Origin of the sequence: Bradyrhizobium sp. 6(2017), assembly GCF_011058295.2 — a bacterium.
GTDB lineage: Bacteria > Pseudomonadota > Alphaproteobacteria > Rhizobiales > Xanthobacteraceae > Bradyrhizobium > Bradyrhizobium septentrionale.
The window spans coordinates 7642924-7662548 of the sequence record NZ_CP049289.2 but is presented as its reverse complement, the minus strand read 5'-3'; the positions used below and the strand labels follow the sequence as shown (position 1 = coordinate 7662548).

18 protein-coding genes are annotated in these 19625 nt (G+C 59.9%); 11 read left to right on the top strand and 7 right to left on the bottom strand.

The genetic code is table 11. The features are described 5' to 3' along the window. Positions 1-587 precede the first annotated feature (587 nt). The 9 genes from G6P99_RS36445 (at position 588) to G6P99_RS36405 (ending at position 10686) form a co-directional block, all read left to right on the top strand. Complete coding sequence (locus G6P99_RS36445; RefSeq protein WP_092117064.1) at positions 588-1073, top strand: (2Fe-2S)-binding protein; 486 nt, start codon at positions 588-590, stop codon at positions 1071-1073. A gap of 86 nt (positions 1074-1159) precedes the next feature. Further along, entirely contained in the window at positions 1160-3499 is a 2340-nt protein-coding gene (locus G6P99_RS36440; RefSeq protein ID WP_165125508.1) for a xanthine dehydrogenase family protein molybdopterin-binding subunit, read from the top strand. An 11-nt stretch (positions 3500-3510) separates the two neighbouring features. Beyond that, on the top strand, positions 3511-4305 hold the full coding sequence (locus G6P99_RS36435) for an FAD binding domain-containing protein (RefSeq protein ID WP_165125505.1): 795 nt from the start codon (positions 3511-3513) through the stop codon (positions 4303-4305). Positions 4306-4568: 263 nt separating this feature from the next. After that, positions 4569-4991 carry a VOC family protein gene (locus G6P99_RS36430; protein WP_092117058.1) on the top strand — a complete coding sequence of 141 codons (423 nt, stop codon included), beginning with the start codon at positions 4569-4571 and terminating at the stop codon, positions 4989-4991. Between the two features lie 109 nt (positions 4992-5100). Continuing rightward, positions 5101-6045, top strand: coding sequence for a ketopantoate reductase family protein (locus tag G6P99_RS36425; protein ID WP_246709719.1), 945 nt, complete (start codon positions 5101-5103; stop codon positions 6043-6045). Positions 6046-6175: 130 nt separating this feature from the next. Next, on the top strand, positions 6176-6997 hold the full coding sequence (locus G6P99_RS36420) for an oxidoreductase (RefSeq protein ID WP_165125499.1): 822 nt from the start codon (positions 6176-6178) through the stop codon (positions 6995-6997). 155 nt (positions 6998-7152) lie between these two features. Continuing rightward, complete coding sequence (locus G6P99_RS36415; RefSeq protein WP_165125496.1) at positions 7153-7608, top strand: SRPBCC family protein; 456 nt, start codon at positions 7153-7155, stop codon at positions 7606-7608. 474 nt (positions 7609-8082) lie between these two features. Beyond that, a complete protein-coding gene (locus G6P99_RS36410) occupies positions 8083-9006 on the top strand; it encodes a 2-dehydropantoate 2-reductase (protein ID WP_165125493.1) in 924 nt (307 codons plus the stop codon). A 486-nt stretch (positions 9007-9492) separates the two neighbouring features. Then, positions 9493-10686 carry an adenylate/guanylate cyclase domain-containing protein gene (locus G6P99_RS36405; protein ID WP_165125490.1) on the top strand — a complete coding sequence of 398 codons (1194 nt, stop codon included), beginning with the start codon at positions 9493-9495 and terminating at the stop codon, positions 10684-10686. 930 nt (positions 10687-11616) lie between these two features. Here G6P99_RS36405 and G6P99_RS36400 read toward each other — a convergent pair. Continuing rightward, on the bottom strand, positions 11617-12027 hold the full coding sequence (locus G6P99_RS36400) for a hypothetical protein (RefSeq protein ID WP_246709717.1): 411 nt from the start codon (positions 12025-12027) through the stop codon (positions 11617-11619). Between the two features lie 176 nt (positions 12028-12203). On the opposite strand from G6P99_RS36400, the gene G6P99_RS36395 reads away from it, so the two are divergent. Together G6P99_RS36395 and G6P99_RS36390 are read left to right on the top strand one after the other, a co-directional pair. Then, positions 12204-12350, top strand: a complete 147-nt coding sequence (locus G6P99_RS36395; protein ID WP_165125487.1) for a hypothetical protein — start codon at positions 12204-12206, stop codon at positions 12348-12350. 252 nt (positions 12351-12602) lie between these two features. Next, on the top strand, positions 12603-13253 hold the full coding sequence (locus G6P99_RS36390; RefSeq protein WP_165125485.1) for a DsbA family oxidoreductase: 651 nt from the start codon (positions 12603-12605) through the stop codon (positions 13251-13253). 257 nt (positions 13254-13510) lie between these two features. Here the strand turns inward: G6P99_RS36390 and G6P99_RS36385 are convergent, their stop codons facing one another. The 6 genes from G6P99_RS36385 to G6P99_RS47775 form a co-directional block, all read right to left on the bottom strand. Then, positions 13511-14341 (bottom strand): N-acyl homoserine lactonase family protein, encoded by an 831-nt coding sequence (locus tag G6P99_RS36385; RefSeq protein ID WP_414645455.1) that lies wholly within the window; start codon positions 14339-14341, stop codon positions 13511-13513. A 125-nt stretch (positions 14342-14466) separates the two neighbouring features. After that, a complete protein-coding gene (locus G6P99_RS36380; protein ID WP_165125482.1) occupies positions 14467-16347 on the bottom strand; it encodes a TRAP transporter large permease subunit in 1881 nt (626 codons plus the stop codon). Between the two features lie 48 nt (positions 16348-16395). Continuing rightward, positions 16396-17412 carry a TRAP transporter substrate-binding protein gene (locus G6P99_RS36375; protein WP_165125479.1) on the bottom strand — a complete coding sequence of 339 codons (1017 nt, stop codon included), beginning with the start codon at positions 17410-17412 and terminating at the stop codon, positions 16396-16398. 38 nt (positions 17413-17450) lie between these two features. Further along, positions 17451-18590: a mandelate racemase/muconate lactonizing enzyme family protein gene (locus tag G6P99_RS36370; RefSeq protein WP_205751535.1), complete on the bottom strand. Its 1140-nt coding sequence runs from the start codon at positions 18588-18590 to the stop codon at positions 17451-17453. A 19-nt stretch (positions 18591-18609) separates the two neighbouring features. Continuing rightward, the gene (locus tag G6P99_RS47780; RefSeq protein ID WP_205751534.1) at positions 18610-18909 is read right to left on the bottom strand and encodes an enolase C-terminal domain-like protein; all 300 of its coding nucleotides are present in this window, start codon (positions 18907-18909) and stop codon (positions 18610-18612) included. After that, on the bottom strand, positions 18896-19447 hold the full coding sequence (locus tag G6P99_RS47775) for a ketopantoate reductase family protein (RefSeq protein WP_205751533.1): 552 nt from the start codon (positions 19445-19447) through the stop codon (positions 18896-18898). Before G6P99_RS47775 ends, G6P99_RS47780 begins: the two co-directional genes overlap by 14 nt. Positions 19448-19625: the final 178 nt, after the last annotated feature.

Below are 19625 nucleotides of genomic sequence, written 5' to 3'. Positions count from 1 at the left end.
CTCCCAGCACTCTTCTTGATCGATGCCGTCGCGATATGCCTAAGACGTTGAGAGTTTCGATTCTAGGGCATTGTTCTTACGATGAAATTTGCCAAACCAAATGATCAACGAGGCATGGAATAAAGTAAGAACGCGGGCCTGTCTGTGCGGCGCGGGGTGGAATTCCGGCGCTCAAGTTCGGCTGTTGAGTCTGGCCAGCCGACACGCCTCGCGATGTATCTCAAGCCGGGCCTCCAGTCTGACGGTAAGAGAATTCGCCGAACGTGATTGGAGGATTGAATCGTGGTTGCGCAGCGGTCTGGTACCATTGATTTCATATCGACCGGCGCTATCGGCGCTCTAAGCGTTCGGCCAACATAGTGATCGCGGCTGTTGCGGTGCGGATTGGACATCGGGTAGAGCCGGGCCAACGCAGCGCCGGAACGCAGATCGAGACGGCTTGTGCGAGGCGGCTTGGCTTGTCTCACATCTCGCTGTCACGATAGGGACGCGGCGGTACTATCGATCGATTCCGCAGACCGATGTGCACACCTCCGTGTGCGACTTCGCGAGAGGTGCGGGAGACGAAAAAGGGGGGAGATCTAGTCGTGTCGACAGTCGACTTAACGATCAACGGTAGGGCTGTGTCTGTAGATGTTGAGGACAGAGTCCTCCTCGTCCACCTCCTGCGCGAAAACCTCAACCTGACCGGCACTCACATCGGCTGCGATACCAGTCAGTGCGGCGCCTGCGTCGTCCATGTCGACGGACGCGCGGTCAAATCCTGCACCATGCTGGCCGGACAGGCCGCGGGCTGCGACGTCACCACCATCGAAGGCATCGCCAAGGGCGACGAGCTGCACCCGATGCAGGCGGCATTCCGCGACAATCACGGCCTGCAGTGCGGTTACTGCACTCCAGGCATGATCATGTCGTCGATCGACATTGTGAACCGCCACAGTGGCAAGCTCGATGAGGAAACCGTCCGGCGCGAGCTCGAAGGCAATATCTGCCGCTGCACCGGTTACCACAACATCGTCAAGGCGGTGCTGGATGCGGCCGGCCGCATGAAGGGATCGCAACCGGTCCGATAGAGGCCCGGAGCTAAGCGACTTATTCTTTTGGTCGCCGATTTCGGACAAGTCGGCAGAATCAATCACGCGGGTTGGGAGGAAACGGCATGGGCGTTGAAGGCATCGGCGCAAGCGTCGTGCGCAAGGAAGATCGACGGTTCATTACCGGAAAAGGCCGCTACGTCGACGATATTAAGTTGGTTGGCCTGACACACGCCCAATTCATTCGCAGCCCGCATGCCCACGCCAAGGTAAAAGGCATCGATTCCTCCGCCGCGATGACGATGCCCGGCGTGGTCGCCGTTCTGACCGGGCAGCAGATCGTCGATGACAAGGTGGGTAACCTGATCTGCGGCTGGGCCATCACCTCCAAGGATGGTTCGCCGATGAAGATGGGCGCGTGGCCGGCGATGGCGCCGGAAACGGTGCGCTTTGTCGGCCAAGCCGTCGCGGTCGTAATCGCGGAGACCAAGAACCAAGCCAAGGACGCGGCCGAGGCAGTCGTCGTCGACTATGAAGAGCTCCCTGCTGTGCCGGATATCACAGCCGCCATCAAGCCAGATGCGCCGCAGTTGCATCCGGAAGCTCCGGGCAATGTTGTCTATGACTGGCATATCGGCGACGAGGCGGCGGTGAAGGATGCCTTCAGCAGAGCTGCGCAAGTGGTGACGCTCAATCTTACGAACAATCGCCTGGTGCCGAACGCAATGGAGCCGCGCGCGGCGATCGCCGACTATAACGGCGCCGAGGAGCATTTTACCCTCTACACGACGTCGCAAAACCCGCATGTTGCCCGTTTGGTGCTGTCGGCGTTCTACAACATCGCGCCCGAGCACAAGTTGCGCGTCATCGCCCCCGACGTCGGCGGCGGCTTCGGCTCCAAGATCTATATCTATCCCGAGGAGATGGTCTGCCTTTGGGCTTCCAAAAAGGTCGAACGCCCGATCAAGTGGACCGGCGACCGGACCGAAGCGTTCCTCACCGACCACCATGGCCGTGACCACATCTCGAAGGCCGAGATGGCGTTCGACAAGGACAACAAGATCCTGGGCCTCAGGGTGAAGACCCACGCCAATTTCGGCGCCTATATGTCGCTGTTCTCCTCGGCGGTGCCGACCTATCTCTACGCGACGCTGCTGTCGGGCCAGTACGTGATCCCGGCGATCTATGCGGAGGTGATGGGCGTCTACACCAACACGACGCCGGTCGATGCCTATCGCGGCGCCGGTCGTCCCGAGGCGAGCTATCTGATCGAGCGCATGCTGGAGACGGCGGCGCGGCAATTGAAGGTCGATCCGGCCGAGCTGCGCAAGAGAAACTTCATCACCCAATTCCCCTATCAGACGCCGGTGATCATGGCGTATGACATCGGCGACTTTAACGCCTCGATCGATGCCGCGATGAAGGCGATCGACTATGCCGGCTTCCCTGCTCGCAAAGCCAAGGCAAAAGCCAGTGGCAAGCTGCGCGGCATCGGTATCTCCTGCTACATCGAGGCCTGCGGCATCGCGCCGTCGAAGGCGGTCGGCAGTCTCGGCGCCGGCGTCGGCCTCTGGGAGTCGGCGGAGATCCGCGTCAACCCGGTCGGCACCATCGAGGTGCTCACCGGCTCGCACAGCCACGGACAGGGCCACGAAACGACGTTCGCGCAGCTGATTTCAGAACGCCTGGGCGTCCCGATCAGCCAGGTACAGATCGTCCATGGCGACACCGATAAGGTGCAGTTCGGCATGGGCACTTACGGTTCACGCTCGCTCGCGGTTGGCGGCACAGCCATCATCAAGGCGATGGAGAAGGTCGAGGCCAAAGCCAAGAAGATCGCGGCCCATGCGCTCGAGGCGTCCGAGAGCGACATCGTGATCGAGAACGGCGAGTTCAAGGTCGCCGGTACCGACAAGTCGATTGCGCTGCCGATGGTCGCACTCGCGGCCTACACGGCGCACAATCTGCCTGACGGGATGGAGCCGGGTCTCAAGGAGACCGCGTTCTACGACCCGACCAACTTCACCTTTCCGGCCGGGGCCTATATCTGCGAGATCGAGGTCGATCCCGAAACCGGCAAAAGCTCTTTCGTTAACTTCGTCGCCGCCGATGACTTCGGCCGGCTGATCAACCCGATGATCGTCGAAGGGCAGGTCCATGGCGGGTTGGCCCAAGGTATCGGCCAGGCGCTCCTGGAAGCAGCCGTGTATGACAGCAACGGTCAACCGGTAACAGCGTCGTTCATGGATTACGGCATGCCGCGCGCCGACGATTTGCCGTCGTTCAAGCTCTCGCACACACCGACGCTGTGTCCGGGCAATCCGCTCGGCGTCAAGGGTTGCGGCGAAGCCGGTGCCATCGGCGCTTCCGCCGCTGTGATCAACGCCATCACGGACGCTATCGGCAACAACAGGCTGGAGATGCCGGCGACGCCCGATCGTGTCTGGCACGCCATTCACGGTTGAGGGAGGATACGATGTACGAGACCACTTACTACCGCGCATCCTCGATCGACGATGCCGTGGCGCAGTTCGGCAAGGGCACCGATGCCAAGTTCCTGTCCGGTGGACAGACCCTGCTTCCCGTGATGAAGCAGCGACTTGCCGCACCATCGGACGTGATCGACGTCGCCAAAATCAAGGACATGATCGGCGTCGGCGTGTCCGGCGACACCGTAACCATCAAGGCGGCGACCACGCATTACGAGGTGGCGCAAAGCGTCGCGGTGCAGAAGGCGATCCCGGCGCTCGCGCACCTGGCGTCGACGATCGGCGATCCCGCTGTGCGTTATCGCGGGACGATCGGAGGTTCGCTCGCCAATAACGACCCGGCGGCGGACTACCCGGCCGCGGCGCTGGCCCTCGGCGCAACGGTCAAGACAAACAGGCGTACGATCCCGACCGACGACTTCTTTAAGGGACTGTTCTCGACGGCGCTGGAAGATGGCGAGTTGATCACAGCGGTCTCGTTCCCCATTCCCGTGAAGGCGGGCTACGCCAAGTTCCGGCATCCCGCGTCGCGTTTTGCTTTGACGGGGGTATTCGTTGCCAAGACCCTGGCGGGTCACGTGCGCGTTGCGGTGACCGGGGCCTCGCAAAGCGGCGTCATGCGTGTACCCGCGATCGAGGCGGCGCTGCTGGCCAATTGGTCGCCGGCCGCACTGGACGCCATCAAAATTGCGGCCGATGGGTTGTTGAGCGATATTCACGGTTCGTCGGATTACCGCGCGCATTTGATCAAGGTGATGGCGCAACGGGCCGTGGCAGCTTGAGTGCTCCTTTGCCCGCCGCAGGCTGCACCAACATGCTGGCCTCGCGCGCGATAGGAGTGGCTTCGAAACAATGTGCAGTATTGCTTGACTCGCGGCGTCGCTCGGCTTGGGATCAACCGTCACGCCAATGTTCCGTCAGAAGCAACAGTGTCTTTCCAGTAACGGCTCTTCAAGTCAAGGACGACTCGCATTAGCGTGGAGTTGGATCTGCGGGTGGGTGGCTACTCACGCTGCCGGTTGGTGTAGGCGTCCGGAGAGCTGCGATGCAAGAGAATGTGCCGCTGACGATCGGTGTCGATCACGTGGGCCTTACCGTCAGGGACCTTGCGCTGACACGGAAATTCTTTTGCGATTGTCTTGGCTGGCGGGTTGTCGGTGAGAATCCAAGCTATCCCGCGGCCTTCGTATCGGACGGAAACGCAATTGTTACGCTCTGGCAAGTTGAAGATCCGGAAAGCTGCGTGCCGTTCGAACGCCGCCGTAACCTCGGCCTGCATCACCTTGCATTGAAGGTTGTGGACCACAACGCACTTGACGCATTGCACGCGCGTGTCGCGGCATGGCCTGGCACCGTGATTGAGTTCGCGCCGGAAAGGTCGGGCAAGGGTCCGAAATTCCACTTTATGATTCGAGAGCCTAGCGGCATCCGGATTGAGTTTGCCTGCGTGTCTCCCGCCACTGGTTAGCCAAGCTCCGGTTGGTGGGGGCCGCTGCGGCGGTCGGTCAGGCGCCCCTCCAGTGATGCCCGCACCGTTCCCTCGCGCCGAGACCCGGCGTGTCAAAAGGAAGACCTTCGTGAGTAGTCCCAAGATTCTGGTTCTGGGTGCCGGTGGAATTGGCGGCTATTTTGGCGGCCGCCTCGCCGAGGGCGGTGCCGACGTCACGTTCCTTGTCCGGGAAGGACGTCGTAAAATCCTCTCCGAGCAAGGGCTGCGGCTCGAGAGCCCATACGGAGATGCCCAGTTAGCGGTGAAGACCGTGGTCGCGTCCGAAGTGGCACCGATCTACGACGGAGTCATTCTGACGTGCAAGGCATACGACCTTGATGCCGCCGTAGCGACAATCGCGCCGGCCGTGGCACCAAGCGGTTACGTTTTGCCATTCCTGAACGGTATTGCTCATATCGACGTTCTGAACCAAAGATTCGGCCAGCACCGCGTGCTCGGCGGCACAGCAAAGATTCAGGCGACACTCACGCCAAGCGGCGCAATCCGCCAATTCAACGATTGGCGGACGCTCACTTTCGGCGAGCAATCTGGCGAGATGACCGAACGCGTGACAACGCTGGCGGCCCTGTTCGCTGCTGCAAAGGGCGTCGAAGCCTTTGCGGTAACCGACATCGTGCAGCGCATGTGGGAGAAAATCGTCCACCTCTCGACGGCTGCTGCGATGACCTGCCTGATGCGCGCGAATGTCGGCGAGATTGTCCGCACTCCCTATGGTCGAGAGCTTTTCCTTGACCAGCTTCGGTGCGGTGCCGCCGTCGCAGCCGCCAATGGCCACGCGCCTAGCGATAGCTTTATGAAATCGTGGGAAGAGACATTCTCGCAGCGAGACTCGCAATACGCGACGTCGATGCTGCGCGACGTCGAACGCGGTGGTTCGACCGAGGTCGATCACATTCTGGGCTTCATGCTCAACAGGGCGATCGATGCCAACATAGCGCATCGCACATTGATGCTTGCCTATACGCACATCAAGGCACTCGAGCAGAGGCGCGCGGCAGGCCGTCTGCCCTAATCGCACGCGACCACGCGACAATATCCGTGCGTGAACCGCACCGCGAATACCGCAGCTGGTGCGCGCCAAGCAGAGGGTAACGAGATCATCGAGCACGGCTGCCGAGGAGAGACAGGGCGATGAGTGGAACATGAATTTTCTGATCACGGGTGCAGGGTCGGGCCTCGGACGAGCTCTGGCGATGGAAGCGCTCTCGTCCGGATTTTCCGTGATAGGCACGGTGCGAAGCGAAGCCGCGCGAGAGGAGTTCGGCGCGCTGCCCGCACGTGCGCGCGCCATCATATTGGATGTCACGAATGTCGCGGCCATCGGTCCTGAGGTTGCGCAGGCCGAAAGAGATATTGGTCCGATAGACGTCCTCGTCAACAGTGCAGGATACGGCCACGAGGGGACCCTTGAGGAAAGTCCGCTCGAAGAGATGAGACGTCAGTTCGACGTCAACGTTTTCGGGGCCGTCGCGATGATCAAGGCGGTGCTACCGTTCATGCGCGAGCGGCGCCGTGGGCATATCATCAACATCACCTCAATGGCGGGATATGTGGGACTACCGGGCATTCCCTATTATGCGGGCAGCAAGTTCGCCCTTGAAGGCATATCTGAAGTGTTGGCGAATGAAGTGCGCGGTTTCGGCATCAAAGTGACGGCAGTTGCTCCAGGCTCCTTCCGGACCGACTGGGCGGGGCGATCGATGGTCCGTTCGCCGCGGAGTATTGCCGATTACGATCTGCTCTTTGACCCCATCCGAAGGGCTCGAGCGGATAAGAGTGGCCAGCAAGCAGGTGATCCCGTCAAAGCGGCCCGCGCAATCTTGAAGGTGGTGCAGGCCGACGATCCGCCATTGCATCTGCTGCTCGGCAGCGACGCACTGAAAATGGCCCGAGACAAGTTGAATTCGCTCGGGAGGGAGATCGACACATGGGAACCGGTCACGAGATCGACCGGGTACGCGTAGGCGTCGGGACATGGAGTCGTCGAACTGACGCTATCTGTCTGGAAAAGGGATCGCATGCAGATTTCCTTGGATAACACGCTGTTGGGTCTGCATCACGGCTGGCTCGCATGTTTGCCAGAGGTGCCCGACGGCCGCTTCATTGGAGGTTACGTCTTATGGCGATGACGATGGCCGGAGAGGTCCAACTTGCCGCGACCCGGGAAACTGTGTGGGAGAGACTAAACGATCCGGAGGTTCTGAAGGTGTGCATTCCGGGTTGCGAAGAGCTCGTGAGGTCGGCGGACAATCAGTTTAGTGCGGTTGCAAAGATGAAGGTCGGCCCAGTCTCAGCGAGATTCAAGGGACGGGTCACTCTGAGCGATCTCGTTCCCCCGAGCAGCTACCGGATTTCGGGCGAAGGAGAGGGTGGGATCGCAGGATTTGCCAAGGGCGTGGCCTCGGTCGCGTTAGTGGCGAACGAGGAAGGTACGTTGCTATCCTACGGTGTAGAGGCGCAGATTGGTGGGAAACTGGCGCAGTTGGGTCAGCGCTTGATCAGCGGGTCGGCGAAGAAGATCGCCGACGAGTTCTTTTCGCGCTTTGCAGATGTAGTCAAAGGTCCAACCAGCTAACTCGTTAGCCTAGCTCCGTCGCTCCTGGTGGGCCGGCGGCGATCGTAAGGGCCGCGCCGGTCAGGCGACTTCGGACACAGCCTTTCGGATGGCCTGCTCGAAAGCCTCCGGCGGCTGGGCCCCTGTGATCAGGTAACGATCGTTGACCACCACGGCGGGAACGCTGCTTATCCCTGCTCGCCGCCATTTCTCCTCAGTGGCCGCGCGCGATGTTCTCACCTCAGGGCGCTACGCCGACGCGCGGCAGCATAGCGAACTTAGCTGGACTTGCCGCTGGCTCAATCCGGTCGCGAATGACCCAGCTCGGATGTTGTAGGGGTGGAGCTACTAGCGCTACCGAAAATCAACCCGGTCCGTCGTTATCCGGGCAGTTCCAATGTGCTAGTTTGAAACTAGCGAGCAGTATCGCTAGGATTGGCAGGAACGTTGCCGATCGGCACTTCTCCACCGTTCGCGCCTTGGCGAGGAGAGACCATGAAAGTTCTGGTCATGGGTACTGGCGGCATTGGCGGCTACTACGGTGGGCGCTTAGCGGCCGCGGGGCAGGACGTCACGTTCGTCGCGCGCGGAGCGCATCTCGACGCAATGCGCCGTGACGGGCTGCAGATCATTGGTATCAGCGGCGACCGCACTGTGAACCCGGTGAAGGCCGTCGGCGATCCCGCCGAGGCTGAGCCGCCGGAGATGGTGCTTTTTACAACCAAACTCGGCGATACTGAGCGCGCGGCGAAAGCGTTGCAGGCCGCGGTTCGGGACGGCACCACAATCATCTCGCTGCAGAACGGCATCGAGGGGCCGGACCTCATCAAGGCGCACCTGCCGCGCGCGCACGTGGTGCCAGGCGTGGTGCGCATCTCAAGCCACATCGCGCGGCCTGGCGTGATCGAGCACAAGGCGCAACCCGGCCGCATCGAGTTCGGCGGGCCGGATGGGCGAGCGAATCTGCACCTCGAGGCCTTCCAACACGTGTGCAAGGAGGCCGGCCTCGATGCCGTGCTCACACCAGAGATACGCTACAATGTCTGGATGAAGTTCGCGTCACTGGCACCAAGTTCGGGCATGATGACGCTGACGAATGCCTCTTACGGACCGATGCGCGAGACGCCCGGCACCCGCGCTCTATTCGAGGATGCCGTGCGCGAGGTGATCGCCGTCGGCCTCGCAGCCGGCGTGCCGTTCAAGCCCACCGACTTCGAGACGATCATGACGGCCGCCGACGCCAATCCCCGCGAAATGATCACGTCCATGCTGGTTGACCGGCGCGCTGGCAAACCGCTCGAGATCAACTATTTCTCCGGCACTCTGGTGCGCATGGGGGAGAGGCTCGGCGTACCGACCCCGACGCACAAATTCATTGCCCAGGCGCTGTCGATCGATGCCAACGGCCGCAAAGCATGATTCGAAAGCAATCAGGTGAATTTAGTGAATACCGTTGCTCTTCAGTGCCATATCTCCCGCTATGTCATGCTCCAGCCCTTTTCGCTTGAAGCGCCATGTCGCGTCTGAGCGCACACCCATGGATGCTTGCAGGTGCCTCCCATGACTGCGATCAAGAGTCCACCGGGATTCGCGGACGACCGGGCGGGACAATGTAGGATGTTGGCCCATCGCGTCATTTAGCTGCGCTGCAAACGTTGGTCGCTATCGGTGCATAGCGGATTCCGGCAAGTCGCTCGCCCCAGCTGATTTATGGATTCACGGCCTAGCGGTCCTCCAGCATCGCTTGTCGATCACGGCGAGCTCGCGACACCCCTGTCGCGTCCTCTCCGCCAGTGAGGGAGCGGCCGTCCGATAGGGATGTGCGCAAGGAGATTGCGGTTGGCTGATGCCGGGGTATGATGGATATCCTGCATTGTCGACCCTGATCTTGCCGAGGAGCGAGATATGAGCGCGCCGCCGAACGGAGATCCAGGCGCCGCGTATAGTAACGTGGTCCATTGGCTGACGAGCGAAACGCGCGATCAGCGCTTCATCGACAATATCTTTGCTGAGCTGTGCGTTCGGCTACGTCGCGCGGAAATTCCTGTCAAGCGCGCGGCACTCCACGTCCTGATGCAGCACCCGCAATGGCGAGGCGCCCGGATTTTTTGGGCCGACGGGATGCGCGAGGCAACAATTACCCGGGTCGACTACGATGTCAGGGAGCGGCCCGAATATGTCGGCAGCCCGGTGCAGGAGATTCATAACGGTGCTGCTGAGGTGCGCGAGAACCTTGAGGACGATACTTCGTTGGGCCGCAAGCACAGCGTCTATCACGAGTGGCGGTCGGAGGGCCTGACTGACTACGTGGCCTGGCCGATGTACCACACGCTCGGGAAGCGGCACGTCGCGGCCTTTGCGACCGACCGACCTGGTGGTTTCGATCAGGCTCATATCGCAAGCCTGTCAGCACTGTTACCAATCCTCGCACTCGTCAGTGAAATCCGCATCAAGAACCGGCTGGCGCGAACGCTGCTTGAAACATATGTCGGGGCGCATGCCGGTGAACTTATTCTGGCAGGTGCCACGAGGCGCGGTAGCGGGACAACCGTCCACGCCGCCGTCATGATCTGCGATCTGCGTGACTTTACGAGGATCTCCGACAACTGGCCGCGCGATGACGTCATTGATATCCTGAACAACTATTTCGATGCAATGTCGGAGCCGATCGCGCGGTATGGCGGTGAGATCCTGAAGTTCATGGGCGACGGCCTGCTCGCCATCTTTCCGCTGAGCGCGCCACAGGCCTGCGCAAACCTACTGCGTGCGGTGTCCGAAGCTCGTCAGGCGATGACCGCCTTAAACGAAAAGAACAAGGAGACCGGGCGTGCGCCGCTCAGCTACGGCATCGGCGTGCACGTCGGAGACGTCATGTTCGGCAATATTGGTTCGCGCACCCGGCTCGACTTCACAGTCATCGGTCCAGCCGTTAACATGGCAGCGCGCCTCGAGGCACTCACCAAACAATTGGGGAGGACGGTGCTGCTCTCCCGGTCGTTCGCCGACCTCCTCGAGAACGAACCCGGTCTCGAGCCTGTCGGTGAATATCCCGTGCGCGGCTTCAGCGATCCCGTCGAGCTATTCACCTATCATGGTTGAGGATGCCTGACGCTGACTTCGGCCCTTCATCATGAGGTTCGCTGCCGTGACGCAAAAGACGACGTCCTGGCCTCGAAGGACGCAGGTCCGGTGCAAGGCTGGACGCCGCGCCCTTGACGCAGGTGCATGAGCGTCCTGCAACCTGGCGGCTTCGCTCCACTCCTGTGGTGGCCAAACGTGACGAAAGACGATAGGGCTCGTCTCAGTGCCAGGGGGCGATGCCGAGCGGCCCCACCGAGCATCAGGTTGCCCAACTCGCGCTGACGTTTCGGTCGCGCTGTTGCGATAGAGGACGAGCTCGATGTCAGGCAATGAAGGAAAGGTCTTCTTTGGGCGCCAGAACGCAGAGGTCCGGAGTGAAAAACCTCTCCGCTGAAGGTGTCATTGCGATTCCGGCGATAGCTGCTGCTCGGATGCCAGAAGGGCTCGGGCATGTGTAGACAATAGACCAGGGACGCTCCGCCTCTTGGAGAAACTCAATAGCGGTGGATCGGTAAAGGCATGGCTTTGCGTAGGCGGCGAGACACAACGGAGAAGCCACGCTAGAGTCGTAGTCCGGCGAAGCAACCCAGCTGAGCTTTTCGCGAGACACAATCTGGGTCTATGGCGTCGGAGAGGACGGCGTCAAGGCGTTCACCGACTTCGGAATCGAAAACCTGTCGAGCTCACCAAGCTCTACAGGGAGAACCACAAGCTGCTGAGGCGGTGATCCCGCGGCCTACGCCGCACGGTTACCCCGAACCTGGCGACCGCGCCGAAGGTCTCGCAGGCCGCGATGGCCACATCGATCGGCAAGGTGTCGAGCAGACCGCCGCGGAAGGGCCATAGAGCAGCGCATGGCGACGGTAGGCCTCGAAGCCGGTCAGAGCCGCGTCTGGGCCTCAGAGACGAGCGGGGAGAGCCCCTCGCAAGCGGCCTACCGACTTTCTCCTACGATGCGTTCGCTTGTCTTCGCGGTGTCGCGTCTCGCCGGCGCGGCTTTCGTTCCCGCTTGCGTCGGGCTGGCGCCATCGAAGGCGTCGGTGACGGAGGCCCGTCCGGTGCCGGCTGCACGACTGCTTGGACGGAATCCATTGCCTCGGCGGGCACCGGCCGCGTCTCCATGACCTCAAGAACAGCGCGGCCCTTCTCGGTAATGCGCCAGCCGCCGTTCAGCCTCTCGACGAGACCTTGCGAGAATATATCCAAGCCGGGCACGCGGGCTGCCAATCTCTTGGTGCGTTCGGTCCAGTCCCGTCCGCTGGTCGTTAGGATCGCCATATCGCGCTTGAGGTCAGCCATCGCAGTGAACCCGTCCGGATAGCTGACCAGCACCTTGAGAACCGTAACCTGGAAGTTCACTGTCCCTCACCCGTACCCGGCCTCCGCGAACTTACTCCCTCAACACCTTAGGCGCCTCAGTGAGCCTTTGTCGACTCACGCCATTCAGCCGCGGGTTTGGCGGCGGACCGTACGCGGGCGAAAGAGATCGGGCCAACGTGACGAAGGAAACTGCTTGATCGCCCCGGAGATTAGGGATGATTGCCTCGACCGACGTGTCCAGTGTGCAAGTACCGGATGGCCTTGGCACGCATCTCGCCGGTGAACAGCGGGTTCGGGGAGCACTTTCCAATACTCCACCTTCCGGCATTGATCAGACCACGGTCGTTCAGCTTGCGCTGTGAGGAAGGTGTGTTGGCGGCGATGCTCCCGGAAAGCGACCTCCGAAGCGTTGGATAAGGCTGGGAGCGCTGCTCATGTCCATGTCGAGCGCGTAGCGCGCGCAGAGCGCCGCAGCAAGATTGTACCGATCTACGAAAGAGTGTCTTCCTGCCGGCAGCTGTTCATCCGATGCCTAAGCGTCCTATCTGCAGGGTTAGTTCAGGGGGCGCCCGGCGTGCCCAAACGTAACCAAGCGAACAGCGAGCGGCCTTTCCATGACTAAAACGGTCAAGATCGACTTCGTATCTGATGTGTCATGCCCCTGGTGCGTCATTGGGTTGGGAAACCTGGATGTTGCGCTCAAGCGATTTGAGGGGCAATTGACGGCCGATATCCGATTTCAGCCCTTCGAACTCAACCCGGGCGCCCCGCCGGAGGGTGAGAGCCGCTTCGACAACGTGGCACGCAAATACAACGTCGGGCGCGAGCAGGCGATCGCGAACCGTGAGCGCCAGCGCGCCCTCGCCGCGCAAGTGGGCTTCGACATGGTAACCCCCGACGAAAGCCGGTTCTACAACACATTTGACGCACACCGCCTGCTGCACTGGGCCCGGATCGAGGGGCGACAGGTAGAGTTGAAGCGCGCGCTGCTCGCCGCCTACCATACCAACATGCAAAATCCCGGTGACCACGGCGTGCTCGTGGCCGCTGCTGAATCGGCTGGCCTTGAAGGCGCGGCCGCGCGCGATGTGCTCACCTCAGGGCGCTACGCCGACGAGGTGCGCGACACTGAGGAGAAATGGCGGCAAGCAGGGATAAGCAGCGTTCCCGCCGTGGTGGTCAACGATCGTTACCTGATCACAGGGGCCCAGCCGCCGGAGGCGTTCGAGCAGGCCATCCGAAAGGCTGTGTCCGAAGTCGCCTGATCGGTGCCGCCCTGACCATCGTCCCCGGTCACATCGTTGTTGTCGACTGGCGCTTGGTCGCGCCAACCGCAATGCGCCACCCCCCCAACGGACAAGGAGTGGGGTGGCCAGTTTCGACGCGGTCCGTTTCGAAGCGAGATTCGTAGCAGGCCATTTTCGATACTTCGCAGCTGATAAGTCGTACGGAAGCAGCGAAAGCCCAACGAACCTGCGCGACGCGGTCTGCGGTCGCACAGCTACAGATATAAAAGCTCCGCCTAGTCGTAGAATTCCGGCGACAGCTTTTGGCCGTCCCTCTGCACCTTGTCGTGGTTGATCCAGAGCGTCGCGTTTTCCTTCTTCAAGATGTCCGCGACGCGTTGCATCGAAGAATTCGTTTGTTCCTTGCTGGTATTAAATGTGGGGACGCCACGGTTTTCCCAGTTGCTCATGAAATGAGCTAAGTCGCCGGATAGGACGATGTTGCCAGTTTTGGGGAGCTTCACCAGCAATACCTGGTGGCCTGGGGTGTGACCTGGGGTAGCTAGCAGAACAATGCTTCCGTCTCCGAAGATATCGAGGTCTCCTTCAACCTTCGTAACCGGATGCTCGGGCTTGAAGCGAGGCGTTCCGTCCGGGTTCGGCCATTCGTATTCGGCTTTCTGAACATACAGCATGGCCTGCGGAAACAATTCGACATTTCCGATATGATCGGGATGGGTGTGCGAGACGGCCATCCTTTTGATGTCGGAAGGTGAAACATTCAGCTCGGCAAGCTGCGCCGCCAGCGCTTTCGCGCGACGCCAGTAGATGAACTTTGGGTTGGCGGGGGGCAGGCCGTTTGGCAAGGCCGCAACCGAATCCGAAAGACCGGTGTCCCAAAGAAACCAACCCTGCTTGTGCTTGATAAGGTAACAGCTGTCGACGAAATCCATCGACTTTCCTTCGTTGATCCCTGGCGACCACAGTGAAATGTCTCCGGCGACCCCTTCGCCGCAGCTCAGGATATATAGCCTTTCAACGCCAGACTTCACCGATTGCGTATGGGCTCCGCCAAACGAAAGTGCAAAGGCGAAAACCATCGCGAAGGTAGCGGATATCATTCGCATTCTGCTTTTCCTTTTGAAAGCCGTGTAGAGATTAACATTGCTGGCCATTATCGTTAGCCGTGGGCGATCTTTGTTGCGTGGTAGGGCAAGTGCACCAAATCAGCTCCCTGACGACGTCTCGATCGTTACAGGAAGCCCGTTGAAATCCAGGGGATTGCCGCAATAGCGAGAAGCGCGATGAACAGCGCGGCCAAGTAAGCCCACACATGCCTAACCGCCGCTTCCGGTCGCACTTTTCCGATGGCACAGGCAGCATAAAATCCGACTCCAAAGGGTGGTGTGAACAACCCCAGACCCATCGCAAAAACGGCGACCATCGCATAGTGCACTTCGTTAATTCCGATGTTCCGCGCTATTGGAAACAACAGGGGCCCAAAAAGGACGATCGCCGGAATACCCTCGAGAAAGCTGCCCAGGATCACGAAGGCAACGGCCGAGACCATCATGAAGCCCATCGCGCCCCCGGGGACGATGGACATCCACGCGGCTAATTGAACCGAGAATCCGGATTGGGTGAGAGCCCACGCCATGGAAGTCGCGCATCCGATGATCAGTAGAATGGCGCCGGAGAGGGAGGCCGTATTAACCAGCATCGGTTGAAGCGTCTTCCATTCGAACTTCCTGTAAAAGATCAGGCCAACTGCGAAAGTATACGCGATTCCGATCGTAGCGACCTCCGTCGCCGTCGCCACTCCGTTGACGACGGCGGTGCGGATCAAGAAAGGGAGGACGATCGACGGGAGGGCGTAACAAAGAGCAGTCCAGATATCCTTGCTCGATGCCCGCTGCAGATGCTGTACGCTCTTGTTTCGGTTTTTGATCCAAACGACCGCAGCCATGGCGAGAGCGCCAACCACGGCGGGCATGAAGCCGCCGGTAAACAGCGCAGCGATCGAAACGTTCGTGACCGATCCGATCGTGATCAATACTAGGCTGGGAGGGATGGTCTCGGACATCGCGCCGGCCGAACTCAACATGGCTACCAGCTCGCCCTCGTCCTCCCCACGCCTCTTCATGTCCGGAAACAGCGCAGGCGCAATCGCCGCCATGTCCGCAGCCTTTGAGCCGGAGATGCCGGAGACAAGATACATGGCGCCTATCAGCACGTACGAGAGGCCGCCGCGCATGTGGCCGATTATGGAAGCGAGAAAGCCAATCATCGCTTCGGCCAATCCCATCGACTCGATGAGCGCCCCCAGAAAGACAAACAGCGGGATTGACAGCAGGATCAGTCCTGACATCCCCTCGTCGATACGGTTGACCGCAACGGTGATCGGAACATCAGTGACGGTTAGCAAGTAGGTGAGTGTGGATAGTCCAAATGCCGTCATGATTGGCGCGCCGGCCAGGACGATAATCGCCACACCAATCACAAAAAATAGAAATAGATGAGCGCTCCCCATGTCCACGAGTTGCACCTGGAACAGGTAAAGCCCACTCGAGACACCGAGAACGAGCAGGCCGCAAAGAGCGATGCTTGCCGACGAGGCGCTCGATATCAAGCGCGACAGGGCGACGGCGAACATCAGCGTGAAGCCGCATGTCAAGGCACCCACGCGAAATGCATGCGGTATCTGCAACGCAGGTGTCATGATCGCCCATTCGTCGACCGTGTACTCCCAGGCGGGCACGATCAAAAGGGCCATGAACAGAACCACAAGTGTGTTTGCCAGCGCCTCCGTCCGCTGCTTTGCCCGCGGCGACAATTTTGAGATTATGGTCGTGAGCCGCATGTGCTCACCTCGCCGAAGAGCGATGACACAACCGAGCATCGACAACCAGACAAAGAGCAGCGAGGCGAGTTCGTCCCCCCACGTGAGCGGGTCGCGCAAACCGTATCGATAGGTGACGTTGGTCAACAGCAAGCAGAATTCCGCGACCACCAAAAGCGCGGCGGGTATCTCCGTCGACCACGCTATGAGGCGGTCCAGAATGAGGCTGGCGTGAACAAGCCGGCCGTTGCTGACGCCCGTTCCGGTCGCGTCCTGCGAATGTTCAAACGACATGTCTTCGCCATCGTACGAATTTGACCGGGAATTGGCTCTCAGGCATGCTTACGCGATTGCTTTTGCGTATTTGGTAAGGACCGCCCAGCTTTCTTCGCCAAACTTCTTATGCCACTCCGCGTAAAATCCGGCAGCCTGGAGCGCATCGCGGAACGGCTTGGGATCCGTCTCGTTAAGCACCATGCCTCGTTCGACAAGCGATTTCCGCAGCGCGTCTTTCTGTTTGACGACGTCGTCACGCAGATCCATCGCGGAACGATTCAGATGTTCCTGAACAATGTCCTGGACGGTCGCGGGGACCGCGCTCCAGCGGCGGGAATTCATCGATAGCCAGAATCCGTTCCAAACATGGTTGGTGACGGAGCAATATTTCTGCACTTCGTAGAATTTCGCGGATTCGATGATTGAGAATGGATTCTCCTGCCCTTCGACGACCTTTGTCTGAAGCGCTGAATACAATTCGTTCATGTTCATTGCGGTCGGACCGCAGCCAAAAGCCTTGAACATCGAGACCCACAGCGGTGCCACGGGGACGCGGATCTTGAAACCGCGAAGATCTTCGGGGTGGTTGATCGGCTTCGTGCTGCTGGTAATTTGTCGGAAGCCGTTCTCCCAGAAATTCCTCATCACCGACAGTCCGGATCCGGCGATCCTGCCACGGATGTGGGCACCCAAATCGCCATCCATTGCGGCGTGGACGTCAACTTCATTGTCAAACGCAAACCCCATCGCGTTGATGGACGCCAGCGGCACCAACGTTCCAAGGATGATGTCGGGCATTAACACCATCTCCAGAGCGCCGGAGCGCGTCTGCGTCAGCATGTCGGTATCGCCGCCGAGTTGGCTGTTGGCAAATACCTGGAGCAGGAATTGCCCGTTGGTCTGAAGCTTGATGCGTTCGCCCGCTTCGACGAGGCGCAAATGAACCGGGTGCGTCGCCGCTTGGTCGTGTCCAATCTTGAAGTTTATTGGGGCCGCCAGCGCCAGCGAGGGTGGCAAGGCGACATAAGCAGCGCCCACAGCGGTCGCGTGCGTCTTCAAGAACGTGCGGCGTGTAATGGTCATGAAGACCTCCAAGTCGGCGGTGCAGATTGAAAGCGGTCTTAGCTCAGGACTTGAAAACTCCGTATGACGTCCGGATCCGGATCAACCCCCAGGCCCGGGCCTTGAGGAACAACAATCGCTCCGCGCTTGGGGAAGATGGCATCCCCGTAAAGTTGAGCCTCGAGATCGAAGTATCGCCACTCCACCAGCGACTCATTCGAGCCAAGCGCAGCGCTCGCATGTACGCTCGCAAGCAAGCCAGGACCGTCATAAAAGGTGTGGACCATGACCGTGGTGTTATGTGCTGCGGCAAGCGTAAAAACTTTTTGCAGCTCGGTGATGCCACCCATTTTTGCTGGGCTCGGCTGCACGAAGTCGACTGCACCTGCGACGAGCATTTGCTGGAAATCCATTAAGGTGGAAGCATTCTCGCCAGCCGCGATCGGTATCCCCGCCTCGCGGCGCAACCTAGCCAGTCCGTCATAATTCTCCGGAGGCCAGATCGGCTCTTCGAGCCATCGCAGATTGAAAGGTCGCAGCTTGGAGCTCATTTCCAGGGCTTCGCGGACCGTCCACGGGCAATTGACGTCAAGCGTAATTTCCACGTCGTCGCCGGCAGTCTTGCGCGCTGCCCGTACCGCCTCCACGTCAATTTCGTGAAGCTTGAGATGAGAGAACCCATCTGCCAAAGCCCGCTCGACGTTCGCAGCAACGACCTGCGGGTCAGAATAGCGAACGAGGCTGGCGTAGCACTGCAGTTCAGTCACTTCGCTGCCACCTAACAATCGATGGACTGGCCGACCTGTCGCTTTGCCAAAGATGTCCCACAAAGCGATGTCGATTGCGGAAATGGCGAACATGATGGCGCCGCTGCGCCCGAAGATATGCAGGCGCTTTTGAACATCGAGCATCAATGGTCCGATGCTGGCTGCGCTACGGCCGATGCATAAGGGAGCCAGCAGCTGTTCGATCGCCGCCTTGACAGTAGGGATTGCCGTGAAGCCGAAAGACTCACCCCATCCAGTGAGCCCATTCGACGTGGTGACCTTTACGAGGAGAGAGTCGGCGGTGTTCGCGTTCTTCTTGCCCCAAGCCGTTTCGGCCGACTTTCCGCCCCCTGCGAAGGGAATTGAAATCACGATAGCTTCGATGTTTGCGATCTTCATTTGGTTGTCTGCAGCTTCGTATCCGGCATTCATCTGCGGTCCTCCAGAATCGTCAAACGTATCGGCAACATGAAACGCCAGGAGTTCTGCAAGATGCGGTCGCGTTTCGTTGGCATGGTGCCGCCATGGGCATTCCACTTTCACGACGCAATCGAGCCAAACCGTCAAAGCTCTCTTGAGGCCAAATGGGTTCTTCCAGCCAGAGCAGATTGAACGGTCGCAGCTTAGCGCTCATATCGAGGGCCTCGCGCACCATCCGTGGACAGTTGACGTCAAGGGTGATCTCGACGTCATCGCCGGCAGCGATTCGGGCCTCACGGACTGCATCCGCGGTGATCTCATGGAGCTTCACATGAGAGAAGCCATCGGCTAGAGCTCGATTGACGTTTTCGATGACAAGCTGCGAGTCGGTGTGGCGAAGGAGACTTGCATAGCAAGCCAGCTCCGACACTGCTGTACCATCCAACAGTCGGTGTACAGGTTGTCAGGTTGCCTTTCCCAGGATGTCCCATAGCGCGATATCGATCGCGGAAATCCCGAGCATGATGGCGCCGCTGCGTAATCTGGGCCGGACCGTAAGCGTTTCGTAGCGCGTTGTCCTTGAGTACGCTATTTTGGAACGAAACCAGCGTCGTGGACGGTCCGACCATCGGCTCGATCTGGTCAACGACCATCTCCGTGTCCCACAGCTTGACCGCCAGCAACACAAAGTCCGCCACCACAGTATTGGCGCAGATCCTCTCGGGACCGCCGTCGACGACCAGTCCATTCGCGCGCATCCCCGCCAAGCGAGGGCCCCGGGCAAGGAAGCCAACTCCTGCACCGCGTTTCGCCAGGCGCGCGCCAAAGTGGTCCCCGAAACCTCCAGCACCGATTACAGCTATGCGCATGGTTGGGCCCCGGCTAATTCAAAGTGGGAAATGATTGAAATGGCCACGGAATCGAGACTCTGCTCTTGCGTCGATCCAGTCCTTTTTCATTCAAAAGACGCCAAGCGCTCTACCTAGGCGCACAATCTCAATCCGAAAAACGAATAGATTAGATTAGACCTATCTCGACAGCAGATTG